This is a genomic window from Bifidobacterium sp. POST2/T3 (B1) (genome assembly GCF_058197115.1).
The window spans coordinates 1-13,627 of record NZ_JBVPQK010000048.1 but is presented as its reverse complement, the minus strand read 5'-3'; the positions used below and the strand labels follow the sequence as shown (position 1 = coordinate 13,627).

Genomic DNA, 13,627 nt, shown 5'->3' with positions numbered 1-13,627 from the left:
TGGGGCCCGAGTTCATCGGATGGTCATAGGGCAGGGCGCCCTTGCCTGCCTGGGTGCTTCCGACCGGAATCCCGGTCCTTTCGGCGAATTCCGCCAAAACCTTGCTGGCCGACGAATACACGACGCCTCCGCCAGCAATGATCAGCGGGCGCTTCGAACTCTTGATGGCCTCAGCAGCCTGGGCCAGGGAATCCTTGTCTGGTCTGGTCCTGGGGATTCGCCAAATCCGCTCACGGAAGAGGTCGAGGTCGAAATCGTAGGCTTCGGCCTGCACATCCTGGGGCAGACAAAGCGTCACAGCGCCGGTGGTAGCCGGGTTGGTCAAAGTCTCCATGGCTCTCATCAGGGAGGCCGACAGCTGCTCGGGCCGGTCGATTCGGTCCCAGTACCGACTGACGGCCTTAAAGGAGTCATTGGCGGAAATATCGTTGGACTGTTCATTCTCGACCTGCTGCAGAACCGAGCCTGTCCGCCGGGTCGAGAAATAGTCGCTGGGAAGCAAAAGGACCGGCAGACGGTTGACCGTCGCAGTGCCAGCCGCAGTGATCATATTCGCAGCACCAGGCCCTATCGAGGTAGTGACGGCCATGGCTCCCATTCTGTTCATCTGGCGGGCGTAGCCGACGGCTATATGTGCCATGCCCTGCTCGTTCTTCCCCTGGATGAAACGGAATCGGTCGATCTCCTCCAAGAGCGCCTGCCCGACCCCGGCTACATTGCCATGGCCCAGAATGCCCAGAGCCCCGCCGAAGAAGGTGGATACCTGCCCATCCCTTTCCACTTTCTGGACCTCCAGAAAGCGAACGACGGCCTGTCCAACAGTCAGCCTGACTGTATTATCAGTCTTGCTCGTCCCTATCATTTCCTCGCACCTTTCCTATTAGCCGCCGTGACCCTCTCAAACTGGGGTAATGCAAACCCCGCGCTGTCCGCCATGGACTAGGCCTGCGGGGAACCGTCACCGCTTGCCCTAGTTCGCTAGGGTTAACGGTCCATAGGTCAATCATGGCCGTCGACGGCCGCGCTCTTGGCAACCAAGGTATAAGAGCAAGTGATTTCATAACTATCCTGCATTTTTTGTATATCGACGCGGTACCCCGCAATGCCATGCCCTTCTCCCTGCCCTCCGACAGCCCAAGGCGGAGGTCGAACCGGAATGAAGCCGTCTTAGAAAATGGCTAGGAATCTTATAAATACTTGCAGACCTGTCAGGATCACCCCTGGAGGATGCGATGTTGTGGCCTAGAACTGGAGAACAACCAATGTCTGGAGACAGAGTCGTGCCAGACAGTATCAGCTGAAAGGAATGGCCATGTCGTCATTTGAAACGCTGGCTAAAGCCGAGAGCCCCGCTGAGCTATCCAAACGCCGCACCCATTACACCCGGCTGATGATATGCCTGGGACTGTGTGCAGGGGGGCTGTATGGATACACGCTGACAGCCCTATCCGGCGCACTGATAACCATGAACATAGGATCAGGCCAGCTGGGCCGCCCAACCGACTTCGAACAGGGGCTCATCACCTCGGCAATGCTGCTGAGCGCAGCGGTAGGCGCCTTTGCGGGCGGCAACCTGAACAACCGCCTTGGGCCAAAAAAGATGATCCTGACCGGAGCAGTACTGGCAATCCCCGGGGCAGTAATCTGCGCTATAACGCCCAGCATTCTCATCCTGTGCCTGGGAAGGGTCATTCTCGGCCTGGCGATCGGCTTCACATCGACCATCGTCCCTATTTATTTGGGGGAAATGACCGGAGCCGCCAATAGGGGACGCATCGTCTCGGTCAATTCAGTCATGATCGTGGTCGGACAGCTCCTGGCTGTGTCAGTCAACGCCATCCTGACACAGATGGGCATCGGCTGGAGGGCCATGCTGTGGGCGGCCGTCGTCCCAGGTATCCTGCTCCTGCTGATAGCCTTTGTCATCAAGGACAGCCCCGATTACCTGATTCGGCACGGTCTGCAGGATCAGGCCATCCAGCTTCTGACTGAAACCCGGGACCTGCCCGAGGCCGAACAGACCTTCAAATCACTTTCCCAGGCTCGTGAAAACAGCAGTCGAACCGCCGCCCGGAACAACTCCGACAGCAGTTTTGCGACACCATGGCTGCGGAGGGTGCTGATAGTTGGCATCGGGCTGGCTTTGATTAATCAGCTCAGCGGGCAGAATATGGTCAATTACTACGCCCCAACTATTTTCACCAAAACCTTGGGCTTTGCGCCATCCATGTCCATACTGGCCACCGTACCTGTCATTCTGGTCTCCGCCATCGCTGCCACAATAGGCGGCCTGGGTTTCATCGACAAAATCAATCGACGGACCATTCTGACTGTCGGCCTGGTCGGCACGATTATTTTCCTGGTCGCTATCGGCATCAGCTACCGCTTTATCGATCCCTCCAGCAGTTCCCATGCTGCCTCCTGGGTCATGATCGCCATGATGATGATCTATCTGGTGTTCGTGCAGGGCATGGTAGCGCCGGTCACATGGCTCTTGATGGCCGAAGTCTTCCCCACCAGCGTCCGTGGCAAGGGCATGGGATACGCCAACATAGCGCTCAATTTGGCCAACTTCCTCTTGTCACTGATCTTCCCGCTCCTGCTCAGCGGCCTGGGAGGCTCGGGAACCTACCTGCTGTTCGCCCTTATCAACATCGGATGCCTGGTGTTTGCAATCACCATGATTCCTGAGACCAGAGGGAAGAGCCTGGAGGAGATCGATGCCGAAGAACGCGCCTTGGGACAGCGGAAGTCAAAGAATTGAATAAAGGAGACAGGATGACTCAATGGGTATATCCAAACGGCAGCGCAGCCAAGGGTGATTGGGAGGTGAGCCTGGGAGCCTCGGACTCGCAACCCGTTCCAGGTTGGCAGTACACCGGCATCAGGGTCGCCAACCCCCGGAAAAACCAGGTTCTTACCCTGCCTGCAGCAGATGAGGAACGCCTGGTCGTCCCCCTCTGCCAGCGATTCGATGTCAGGACGCCGGATGGTCTTTATCACCTGCACGGACGCCAAAACGTCTTCACTGCACCAACCGATGTTGTATACGTAGGCACGGGAACGCCCTTGGAGATATATGCCCCATCGGGGGGACGGGTCGCCGTCGCATCAGCGCCCGCCAGCACCCACTACCCAGACCAGCTGGTCAAGGCGGAAGACAATGAAACCGTCCTCAGGGGCAACGGGCCCACCTCCAGGCAGGCCCGAAACTTCGGCATGATGAACAACATCGAAGCTGAACGGCTGTTGGTATGCGAGGTCATCACCCCCAGCGGCAGCTGGTCCTCCTACCCCGTCCACAAACATGACCGGAACAATGACCATGAGACCGCTCTCGAGGAAATTTACTACTTCCAGATGAGGGCGCTGCCGGGTGCCCCTGACCAGGCCCGGCCCCTGGCCTACCAAGGTGCCAGCACAGCCGACGAACGGCCTCTGAATATTATGACCGAAGTGCATCCCGGCGATACGGTGCTCATCCCCTACGGCTGGCATGGCCCCTCCATCGCCGCCCCCGGATACGACCTTTACTATCTGAATGTGATGGGCGGCGGCGGACAGCGCGACTGGAAGGTGGCCATCCGCGACGATCAGACCTGGATCAATCAAGCCCTGCAGAGCCAGCCCCGCAATGACCGGCTGCCCATGATCGACTAAAAGGGGCTCGAATCGCAGATTTCTATTGCTACAGAACAACTCCAACCACCAACAAGGAGAGCACTATATGGACATCACCGGTGCTGTGCTGAGGACGATGGGTACGCCTGGCCCGTATGCACGAACCAGACCGCTGTCTATCGAACACCTTGAACTGGATCCGCCCCAGCAGGACGAGATATTGGTCAAGGTCACCGCTTCCGGCATCTGCCATTCGGACCTGTCGGTCGTCAACGGCAGCAGACCGAGGCCCATGCCGATGCTGCTGGGCCATGAGACCACGGGCATCGTGCAGGCCTTAGGGCCTGGGGTCGAGGACTTGAAGGTCGGGCAGCATGTCACCCTGGCCTTTCTGCCTCGCTGCGGCAAGTGCGCCAACTGCCTGACAGGCGGCCGGCTGCCCTGCACTCCTGGCTCCAAGGCCAATCAGGCCGGCACCCTGATGAACGGCGGCATTCGCATCCACAAGGGACCGGAGCGGATATATCACCACGTAGGTGTCTCCGGCTTCGCCACCTACGCCGTCGTCGATCGACGCTCAGCTGTGCCTGTCCCTGAGGAACTTCCCTCTGCCATAGCAGCCGTCCTGGGTTGCGCCGTCCTCACCGGCGGAGGCGCCGTGCTCAACGCCGCCGATCCCCAGGACGGGCAGGATGTCATGGTGGTCGGACTGGGCGGAGTCGGCATGAGCGCCCTGTTGACGGCTGCAGCACTGGGCAGAGGCCGGGTCATAGGGGTGGACCGCAACAAGGATAAGTTCAACGATGCCTTGGGCATGGGCGCCACCGATGTCTACACGGTTGACGAAGCCCTAAGCAAGGGCATCAAAGCGCCTATCGTCATCGAGGCAGCCGGCGCTCCAGGAGTCCTGGACCAGGCCTTCGAACTGACGGACATCGGTGGCAAAACCATCACGGTAGGGTTCCCGGATCCCTCGGTCAGAGCGTCACTGCCATCCAGCGTCATCACCGGTGAGGCACGAACAGTCATCGGCAGCTACCTGGGATCGGCGGTCCCCGCTCAAGACATACCCAGATATGCCCGACTATGGCTGGACGGGAAGCTGCCGGTGGAAAAGCTCATCAGCAATCACATCAGGCTTGATGACATCAACGAAGCCATGGACGACCTCGACAGGGGCCAGGCTTTGCGGCAAATCATCGAATTCGACTCATGAGCCAAGACCCGAACCGAACTAGCACCGCTTACGCCTTGATGAGAAAGGACACACAGTGAAGTGGACAAAGAAAATCGACACAGTGCTGCCAGAGGCATCGAACACCCTGTTTATCAACGGGCAATGGAGGAAATCCCGGACGGGAAGAACATTCTCCGTCGACAACCCATCAACTGGCGAGCGCCTGTTCGAACTGGCCGATGCCGGAGCTGAGGATGCCATTGATGCCCTGGATGCCGCAAATTCCAGCACCGAAGGTTGGGCAGCCTCTACGCCCGTCGAGCGCCGAAATCTGCTGGATAACAGCTACGAGGCGGTCATGGACAACAAGAAGCTCTTTGCCGAGCTCATGACCAAGGAAATGGGCAAGACATACCAGGAAGCCCTGGGCGAGGTCGATTATGGAGCCGGCTTCCTCAAGTGGTTTGCCGAAGAGGCCATGCGCTCATACGGACGGACCTTCCACCTGCCCGACGGCCGCAAGGGCCTGGTGACCCACGATCCCGTGGGCCCCTGCTATCTGGTGACGCCCTGGAACTTCCCCTTGGCTATGGCCACCCGGAAAATCGGACCTGCGCTGGCAGCCGGTGACACCATGATTGTCAAGCCCGCAGGTTTGACGCCGCTGACAACCCTGGCCATGGTTGAGGTCCTCCGCCAGGCCGGCGTTCCTGACGGAGTAGTCAACGTCATTACTTCAGAGCACTCCCCCGAAATATCCGATGCGCTCTTCGCCGACGGCCGACTACGGAAGATCAGTTTCACAGGCTCCACCACGGTTGGCAAGGCCCTGATGAAGCAGGCCGCCGACCAGGTTCTGCGCACATCCATGGAGCTGGGTGGCAACGCCCCCTTCCTGGTCTTCGACGACGCGGACATCGACCAGGCAGTCCAGGGGGTCATGATGGCCAAGTTCCGCAACAACGGCCAGGCCTGCACCTCCGCCAATAGAATTTTCGTCCAGGACGGCATAGCCGATGAATTCGTCAACAAGCTTCAGCGGGCGGTCAGCGCTCTGAAAGTCGGGGACGGCATGGACCCCTCCACGGATATCGGGCCGCTTATCAACAAGAAGGCAGTGGACCGCATGGAGCGCATCGTCAAAGATGCCGTGGATGCCGGGGCCGACCTGCTGGCAGGCGGCCATCGCTCCGATCTCGGCGAATGCTTCTTCCAGCCCACCCTCCTGGACCATGTGCCGCGGGAGTGCGAAGTCTTCCGTGAGGAGATTTTCGGCCCCGTGCTGCCTATCTCCCGATTCAGCAGCGACGAAGAAGGAATGAAGGCAGCCAATAACACCATCTATGGTCTGGCCGCCTATGCCTACACCAGATCAATCAAGCGCAGCGAGTGGGTCCAAGGCCATGCTCAAGCCGGCGTGCTCGCCATCAACTCCGGTGTCCTCTCCGATGCTTCAGTGCCTTTCGGAGGTGTCAAGCAGTCCGGCATGGGCCGTGAGGGCGGCAGCGAAGGCATCTACGAGTACCTGACCACCAAGTACACGCTCCTTATTCCCTGATCGCCTGCAAGACCGACCAACCTCCTTCTACAAGAAGCGAGCGCCGACCATCAATATCTTGGTTGGTGTTCGCTTCTTGTTGTTTCGGAAACGCGCACATCTGATATCAGTATTTATAGAAAACGCCTCTCCCCCTCATTGGGACGCTCAATTTTCCTTAGGCTTATAGCAGTCAGATCCACCGCCGATAACGATGTCGGAGCATTGGATACGGCATCATGCCAACTTGGAGGAACACCCATGTCCACCACCTATAGGGAGATCAGCCGCAACCTCGACATAGAGAAGCTGGCCGCCAACCGGCGGCGATACTCCAGACTCATGATCGCTCTGGGCATTTTCGGAGGCGGTCTGTATGGCTACACAACCGTGGTCCTATCGGGGGCCCTGGTCACCATGAACTTCCACGGACAGGGACTCAACGCCTTCCAACAGGGAGTCCTGACAGCAGGGCTCCTCCTGGGCGCTGCCGTGGGATCCTTCCTGGGAGGCTCGTTGGCCGACCGATACGGCCGGAAGAAAATGATCATCACCGGTTCCTGCATCTCACTGCTGGCTTGCGCGGCCTGTGCACTGGCGACCGACTTCTCCCTCTTCCTCATTGCTAGAATCTCAGTCGGACTGGGTGTTGGATTCACCTCCTGCGTGGTGCCTATGGCCATCGGCGAGCTGGCTTCGGCGGACAAACGCGGCCGCTTGGTGTCTGTCAACTCGGTAATGATCAATATTGCGCAGCTCCTGGCTACCTGCGTCAACGCCATATTGGCCAAGGTCGCCGACTGGCATGCCATGCTCTGGGCCAGCGTAGTGCCCGCGCTTTGCCTGGTCATCATCGCTTTTCTTATTCATGACACACCCAACTACTTCATTCGCCATGGCATGAACGATCAGGCCGTGCGCGTCCTGCTCTCCACACGCGATGAACAGGAAGCCAAGCAGACCTATGAGTCCATGCAGACCAGTCTGGCCTCCTCCAGCCGAGACTCGCAGCACGCCAAGAAGGAGAGCTTCTCCACGCCCTGGCTCCGGCGGGTGCTCATCGTTGGCATAGGCCTGGCCGTCATGCAGCAGTTCTCCGGAGTCAACGCCATCAACTTCTTTGCCCCCACCATCTTCTCGACCACGCTGGGATTCGGATCCACTGATTCAGTCATCGCCATGGTGCCGGTCATGCTGGTCTCGGCCATAGCCGCCGTGGTATTTGGCCTGATTCTGATCGACAAGATCGATCGCAGAACCGACCTTCTGATAGGCACGGCCGGCGTGACCGTATTCCTGACCGCCATCGGCATCTGCTACCTCTTCATTCAGGGGGGCAACACCAGCAAGGCTATGTCCTGGACCTTGATCGCCATCATGATGATTTACCTGCTCTTCGCCCAAGGAAGTATGGCACCCGTCACCTGGCTGATGATCGCCGAAATCTTCCCCACCGCAGTCAGGGGCCAGGGGATGGCATACGCCAATATCGCCGTCAACACCTCCAGCTTCATACTGACATTGATTTTTCCGGTCATGCTCGAAAAACTGGGCGGTGCAGGCTCCTTCTTCGTTTTCGCACTGATCAACGCGGGCGCCTTCCTTTTCACCAAGGCCCTGGTTCCGGAGACACGCGGCAAAACCTTGGCCCAGATAGAAGCGGAGGCCCGGCAACGCGTTAAGTGATGCCACACAAAACAACAACGCATACAAGCATCAGGAGGAGTGACATGGCTCTCATCAGCATGAATCAGACCGTGACCATGTACGGCAACGTACGAACCGATATACGTCTGGCCAAGGAGGCCGGCTACGACGGCATTGACCTGCAGACACCCAAACTCTACCGTTACCTGGACAAGGGATTCACTGCAAAGAGCCTGCTGCCTCTGCTTGACGGGCTCGCGGTCAGCGACATCGGGTCCATTCAGGACATCGAGCGGGAGGGATCCGCTGCCAGGGATCTGATGGACGAGGTGCGACGCATGTGCCAGGTGGCCTCTGAACTGGGGGCCCAGTACATCCAACTGTGCACAGGACCGGGACGGTGGGAGGTGGTCGAGGACTATGCTGCGGGCAGGCTCGCCGATGATGACCCCCGATACCGAGGCTTCCTGGGACGCGATGAGGCAGAGATGATCCGCGTTACCGCCCAAAACGTCCAAGAGGCTGCAGACATCGCAGCCGACTTCAACCTAGGCATCTACCTGGAGCCCTTGGCCTGGGCTCCGCTCAACCGCTGCAGGCAGATACTGGAGGTCATCGATCAGGCTTCCAGACCCAACATCGGTTTGGCCGTGGACACCTGGCAGTTCTATTCGGCCGGGGATACTCCTGACGACGTGCGGGCGCTGCCGGGAGATCTGATCAAGGCCGTTCACGTATCTGACGGGCTGGCTCTGACCCCCGGCAAGGATGTTGCCAACATGGACATCTACCGCAACACCATGATCGGAGGCGGCGTCATCCCCCTGCAAGAATGGCTGGATGCCGTGAAATCCACTGGTTTCGACGGCTGGTATTGCCCTGAGATCTTCTCCGACAGAGCCAGCGAAGAGGATATGGCGACCATGGCCGCCCTCACCCGGCAGACCATAGCCAGCCTGCTCTACTGAAACTTGCAGATAAACAGCCCGGCCCTGGTACCGGACCGGGCTGTCCTCTATGAGATCATCCGTTGATACGCCAATGTCAGCAGGTGAGAATCAGACCAGCTGACTGCTGATGATGTCCTGAACGCCCTCCTCAGTCAGGTCGCACATCTTAGGGAAAAGCGTCTTGAAATGTTGGCTCTGGCAGTGGGCTTCGTGGCTGTCTGGCGTGGGCCAGAACTCGATGAAGGCAAATTCGTTGTGATTATCCACTCGCTGAACAAAGTGGTAGCCGCCGCATTCCGGCTCAGCGGCTGACTTACGAGCAAGCTCGGTCATCACATTCAGGAATTCGTCCATGTTCTCGTCCTTGACATGAACCGTGGCGTAAATGACTTCCATGACTTGCATCCCTTTCAGACAAACACATACGCACGCCAGCTATTGGCGGTTTACGACATGCGACGACCGTCAAAAAATGGGCCGGGGTGAGGGCTATCGGCTCAACCAGAACATCTGACTGCGAGGGCCATACTTGTTGCTGCCCCGCTCCACCCCTGGGCCTGTTGAAAAAAGAAAACCGGCATCCGACAGTATTTGCATACACATCGCCAGACACCGGTTCCGTTGACATATTGAGGATCAGAGAGTACCCAGACCGCAGGAAGCGAGATACTCGCGGGTCTTGATCGCATTAGGCAGAGGGAAGGAGGGATCAGCAGGATAGAGATCCTGCTCGCAGATCACATACATCTCCTTGTCCAAGGCTGCCAAGGCATCGACCAGCTTCTGCATATCAGGTTCGCCGGCCGGCGGCGTCACCGATGCGCCGCGGGCCACCGCTTCACCGAAGGGCCAGTCCTTCTCATGGGCTTCCTTGACCAAAGCCGGGTCGAAAGCCTTGATGTGAACGTAGGTGATCCTTTCAGGGTACTTCCTGACCATCTCGATGGGGTCGCCGCCGCCGTACACGATATGGCCGGTATCCAGGCACAGATTCACATATTCAGGATCCGTGTTCTCGAAGATCCGGGCAATCTCCTCAGGGGTTTCGATATGGGAATCGCCGTGAGGATGCAGGACCATCTTCAGCCCATAGTCCTCCTTCATGATCTTGCCCAGCTTGTTGGCATTGGTAATATAGGTGTTCCAAGCCTCGGGGGACAGGACGCGGTCATCGGTCCACTCCCAGGTCTTGTCATCACGGTAGAGCGGCGGCAGGTGCACGATGTACTCTGCGCCGACAGCGGCATGGGTCTCGGCGATCTCGCGGAAGTGCCGCTCGGTCTCAGGCCACTGTTCCGGCTTGTGCAGGACTCCCCAGCTGGTTCCCGCCACCACTTTCATGCCGTATTCGTCGGTCCAGGCCTTGAGCTCCTTGGGGTCCTTGGGGAAATAACCCCAGGGGCCTGTTTCAAGAATCTCGAATCCTGCCTCAGCCATCTCCTTCATTGTCTGACGGGGAGGAATCTGCTTGTCGTCATTGTCGAACCAGACACCCCACTGGTCCGGGCATACGCCGATGGACAGCTTGGAGTACTTGGGATCCTTCAGATTGCGCGCCTTGCCCTTGTTGTTCAGCATAATCGCGCCTTACTGCTCGTGGAAGAAGGACGGGGTCTCGGGCAGCTCGATCTTCTTGCGGACGCCGCCCTCGTCGCGGGACGCGAAGAGCGCATCGCAGGTCACGCAGGCGATGAGGCCATCCCAGGAGGTGGGGCCGGTCAGCTGGTCGGCGTTGATGCCGTCGACGAAGGCCTGCATCTCGCGGTCATAAGCTTCCTTGAAACGCACGGTGAAGTCATTGGGAATCGACTCGCGCTCGGACTCGGCCACCTTGACGATGGTGTTCTGCGGAGCATGCAGGGCGATCTCGCCCTCCTCGCAGACCACGCGGCAGTTGATGTCGTAACCCATGTGGTTGCAGACGAAGACCTCCAGGTCGATGTGGACGCCGGACTTGGTATCCATCTCGATGATCTGCGGATCGTGCAGTCCCTTGTGGGTGTGGCGGGTCTGCTTCTTGGGCAGGAAGCAGAAGACCGAATCGTAGTCCTCGCCCAGCAGCCAGTGCAGCACGTCAACCTCATGGATGGCAGTCTCCACAATGGCCATATCGGAGTTGTAGTTGAGCGGGGTGTCCTCATTGCGGTGGGCGCAATGAATCAGCAGGGGCTCACCGTAGGTCTTGTTCTGAATGGCCTGCTTGATCTCCTGGTAGCCCTGATCGAAGCGGCGCATGAAGCCCACCTGGACCAGACGCTTGCCTCCGGCGATCTCAGCGTCGACCACGCGACGGCAGCCGGCGGCGGAAGTGGTCAAAGGCTTCTCGCTGAGCACATACTTCTTCTGCTTGATGGCTTCAAGAACAAACTGCTCATGGGTCTCATGAGGCAGGGTCGCCACCACGACAGCGTCGATGTCCGGTGAGTCAATCAGATCCTTGCCTGTTGCATAGACCTTGGCCCCATACAGATCGGCCATCTTCTGAGCCCGTTCCGGAATCAGATCGCAGACGCCGGCGAGAGTGGCGCCGTTGATTCTGGTCGAAAGACGCTTGGCATGGTCGGAGCCCATGGTTCCAACACCGATGATTCCAATACGTAGTGTCATCTTCGTTCACTTTCCCTTGTCGATGTAATTGCCATCGCTGCAATTACTGTGTTATTGAGGGAGCTGCACTGCGTCCCTCTCATTGCATCGTAGGGTGCCATAAACTCCCCAACTGCTGCCAATCGACCGGGAAAACATCTTTTCTTATCTTCCCTGCAGAAATCTGAATATCGGGCATCGCCATTTCAGAAAACCTGCAGATTATGAAAAATTCCGCCGGAACTCAGAAGGCGAAACACCCACAAGCTTCTTGAAAGAGGACGAGAAGTGCGAGCTCACCGTAAATCCGCACTCCTTGGTGATCCGGGCGATGGGGATCTTGCTGGTCGTCAGCAGGTATTTGGCATGCGAAATCCGGCACTCCAGGACGAATTGATGCACACCCATGTCCAAATGCCGTTTAAATGCGTGGGAGAGCTGTGACTCGCTCGTATTCAGAATCTTGCTGAGCGCATGGATGGATACATCCGAGTCGAAGTGCCTGTTGATGTATCGTATGGCCGCTGACAGATCCGGGGGTACATTGTCGTCATAGTGCACCTCCAGACTTTCATCGACTTGGCGTGTAAGCAGCACCAGCACATGCTCCAAACGGCGGTGGAGCAACTCGTCCAACTGTCTTCGCGGCAGTGACGCATCCCCGGAGCGCATCTGGTCCAGTATGGAGATCAGTTCATCCCCGGCATCTTGAGAATCGGTGAACAGCGGACCGTTGACATCCTGCAGATAGTCAGCGTATGCCTGTACGCCGTTGCCCTGAAAATGCAGGTATGAGAATCGCGTCAGCCCGCTTGACCTGTAATCATTATGGTTTTTGCAGTCCAGCAAAACAACATCTCCTGCGTGAGCTGTAAATGAAGCACCCTCATAGACATAATCAAGACTCCCTGACTCAATGAAGAACAGCAGGAAGGAGTTCATATACTCACGTTTGCAGGCATAGTCCGAATTGACCCGGTATGTCCCTCCCCACAGCGGATGGAGGAAGACGGCGCGCGCCAGCCTTCCTGCGTCGTTTATCTGTATGGCTTTCTTCCCGAGAATGCCGGATTCATCCGCCGGTATCCACTTTTTATAATCCTTAGGTGTCATATCCCACGATCCCCTTTACTCGCATCATTGCCAGTTCAGGTCCATGAATTGTGCTTTTATTGCTTTATTCTATCCAATTGCATTGTTGGAATGCTGTCTGCTCTATGTCCCCTTCCCCAGGCGACGCCCGAGGACTGATGCACAAAAAACAGCAGAAAGCACGGATATTCTGCCTACCGCCTGTCGAATGATCCGCTGTATTTGTCATGTTATGCAGCTATTGGACAGACCTCTACTTATTTTGATAAGTAAATCAAGAGTATGGCGAATTTTCATTATAAAATTGCAAATATTGATATAAAAATCCCGTATATCGGTGTTTCTAAGGGTTTTTTGATTGCCATATCGCCAGGCAGTCATTAACATGAAAGGCATGAAAACTCAAACATCAAAGAAGACATTGGACATCGCGGTCATTCCCGGTGACGGAATCGGCCGTGAAATCGTGCCAGTCGCACAAGCTGTACTCAAGGAAGCCGTTGGCGACAGCGTCTCCTTTAACTACACCGACTATGATCTGGGCGCAGATCGCTACCTGCGTGACGGCACCCTCATCACAGATGACCAACTCAAGGATATGGACCAAAAGGATGCCATCCTCCTGGGGGCTGTCGGCGATCCACGAGTCAAGTCGGGAATCCTGGAGCGTGGCCTGCTGCTCAAGCTCCGCTTCGCATTTGACCAGGCCATCAACATGCGGCCGTCCAAACTCTACCCCGGCGTCAAATCACCATTGGCCGACCCTGGCGACATCGACTTCGTCGTCATCAGAGAGGGCACGGAAGGCCTGTATTCCGGCATGGGCGGTCTGCTGCGCATGGGCACTGAACACGCCATAGCGACCGAGACCTCGATGAACACCGAATTCGGCATCGAGAGGGCGGTGAGGTTTGCCTTCGAACTGGCTCGCAAGCGTGGAGGCAAGAAGCACGTAACCATGGTCAACAAGACCAACGTGCTCTACTATGCCGGTCAACTCTGGCTGTGGGTCATGGA

12 protein-coding genes are annotated in these 13,627 nt (G+C 57.5%); 7 read left to right on the top strand and 5 right to left on the bottom strand.

The features are described from left to right. Positions 1-862 (bottom strand): thiamine pyrophosphate-binding protein (locus AC0AP0_RS03930; protein ID WP_490429446.1); only part of this gene is annotated, 862 nt, incomplete at its 3' end. Between the two features lie 450 nt (positions 863-1,312). On the opposite strand from AC0AP0_RS03930, the gene AC0AP0_RS03925 reads away from it, so the two are divergent. The 6 genes from AC0AP0_RS03925 (at position 1,313) to AC0AP0_RS03900 (ending at position 8,950) form a co-directional block, all read left to right on the top strand. Further along, positions 1,313-2,764 (top strand): sugar porter family MFS transporter, encoded by a 1,452-nt coding sequence (locus tag AC0AP0_RS03925; protein ID WP_490429445.1) that lies wholly within the window; start codon positions 1,313-1,315, stop codon positions 2,762-2,764. Positions 2,765-2,778: 14 nt separating this feature from the next. Further along, positions 2,779-3,660, top strand: coding sequence for a 5-deoxy-glucuronate isomerase (gene iolB, locus AC0AP0_RS03920; protein ID WP_490429444.1), 882 nt, complete (start codon positions 2,779-2,781; stop codon positions 3,658-3,660). A gap of 67 nt (positions 3,661-3,727) precedes the next feature. Then, on the top strand, positions 3,728-4,837 hold the full coding sequence (locus tag AC0AP0_RS03915) for an alcohol dehydrogenase catalytic domain-containing protein (protein WP_110425843.1): 1,110 nt from the start codon (positions 3,728-3,730) through the stop codon (positions 4,835-4,837). Between the two features lie 55 nt (positions 4,838-4,892). Then, on the top strand, positions 4,893-6,356 hold the full coding sequence (locus AC0AP0_RS03910) for an NAD-dependent succinate-semialdehyde dehydrogenase (RefSeq protein ID WP_110425844.1): 1,464 nt from the start codon (positions 4,893-4,895) through the stop codon (positions 6,354-6,356). Positions 6,357-6,596: 240 nt separating this feature from the next. Beyond that, entirely contained in the window at positions 6,597-8,021 is a 1,425-nt protein-coding gene (locus tag AC0AP0_RS03905) for a sugar porter family MFS transporter (protein ID WP_110425845.1), read from the top strand. 44 nt (positions 8,022-8,065) lie between these two features. After that, complete coding sequence (locus AC0AP0_RS03900; protein ID WP_046323413.1) at positions 8,066-8,950, top strand: sugar phosphate isomerase/epimerase family protein; 885 nt, start codon at positions 8,066-8,068, stop codon at positions 8,948-8,950. A 90-nt stretch (positions 8,951-9,040) separates the two neighbouring features. Here the strand turns inward: AC0AP0_RS03900 and AC0AP0_RS03895 are convergent, their stop codons facing one another. The 4 genes from AC0AP0_RS03895 to AC0AP0_RS03880 form a co-directional block, all read right to left on the bottom strand. Next, a complete protein-coding gene (locus AC0AP0_RS03895; protein ID WP_198191293.1) occupies positions 9,041-9,328 on the bottom strand; it encodes a putative quinol monooxygenase in 288 nt (95 codons plus the stop codon). A gap of 240 nt (positions 9,329-9,568) precedes the next feature. Then, complete coding sequence (locus AC0AP0_RS03890; protein WP_490429443.1) at positions 9,569-10,510, bottom strand: TIM barrel protein; 942 nt, start codon at positions 10,508-10,510, stop codon at positions 9,569-9,571. 9 nt (positions 10,511-10,519) lie between these two features. Beyond that, a complete protein-coding gene (locus AC0AP0_RS03885; protein WP_313836047.1) occupies positions 10,520-11,539 on the bottom strand; it encodes a Gfo/Idh/MocA family protein in 1,020 nt (339 codons plus the stop codon). A 201-nt stretch (positions 11,540-11,740) separates the two neighbouring features. Beyond that, positions 11,741-12,631, bottom strand: a complete 891-nt coding sequence (locus AC0AP0_RS03880; RefSeq protein ID WP_313836049.1) for an AraC family transcriptional regulator — start codon at positions 12,629-12,631, stop codon at positions 11,741-11,743. 373 nt (positions 12,632-13,004) lie between these two features. Between AC0AP0_RS03880 and AC0AP0_RS03875 the strand changes: the two genes are divergently transcribed. Next, positions 13,005-13,627, top strand: a 623-nt coding sequence (locus AC0AP0_RS03875) for an isocitrate/isopropylmalate family dehydrogenase (protein WP_490429442.1), incomplete at its 3' end; no start/stop codon positions are given.

Coding starts and splice junctions, on each gene's coding strand:
- AC0AP0_RS03885 (WP_313836047.1), bottom strand. CDS start 11,539: ATGACACTACGTATTGGAATCATCGGTGTTGGAACCATGGGCTCCGAC.
- AC0AP0_RS03895 (WP_198191293.1), bottom strand. CDS start 9,328: ATGGAAGTCATTTACGCCACGGTTCATGTCAAGGACGAGAACATGGAC.
- AC0AP0_RS03905 (WP_110425845.1), top strand. CDS start 6,597: ATGTCCACCACCTATAGGGAGATCAGCCGCAACCTCGACATAGAGAAG.
- AC0AP0_RS03915 (WP_110425843.1), top strand. CDS start 3,728: ATGGACATCACCGGTGCTGTGCTGAGGACGATGGGTACGCCTGGCCCG.
- AC0AP0_RS03890 (WP_490429443.1), bottom strand. CDS start 10,510: ATGCTGAACAACAAGGGCAAGGCGCGCAATCTGAAGGATCCCAAGTAC.
- AC0AP0_RS03880 (WP_313836049.1), bottom strand. CDS start 12,631: ATGACACCTAAGGATTATAAAAAGTGGATACCGGCGGATGAATCCGGC.
- AC0AP0_RS03900 (WP_046323413.1), top strand. CDS start 8,066: ATGGCTCTCATCAGCATGAATCAGACCGTGACCATGTACGGCAACGTA.
- iolB (WP_490429444.1), top strand. CDS start 2,779: ATGACTCAATGGGTATATCCAAACGGCAGCGCAGCCAAGGGTGATTGG.
- AC0AP0_RS03925 (WP_490429445.1), top strand. CDS start 1,313: ATGTCGTCATTTGAAACGCTGGCTAAAGCCGAGAGCCCCGCTGAGCTA.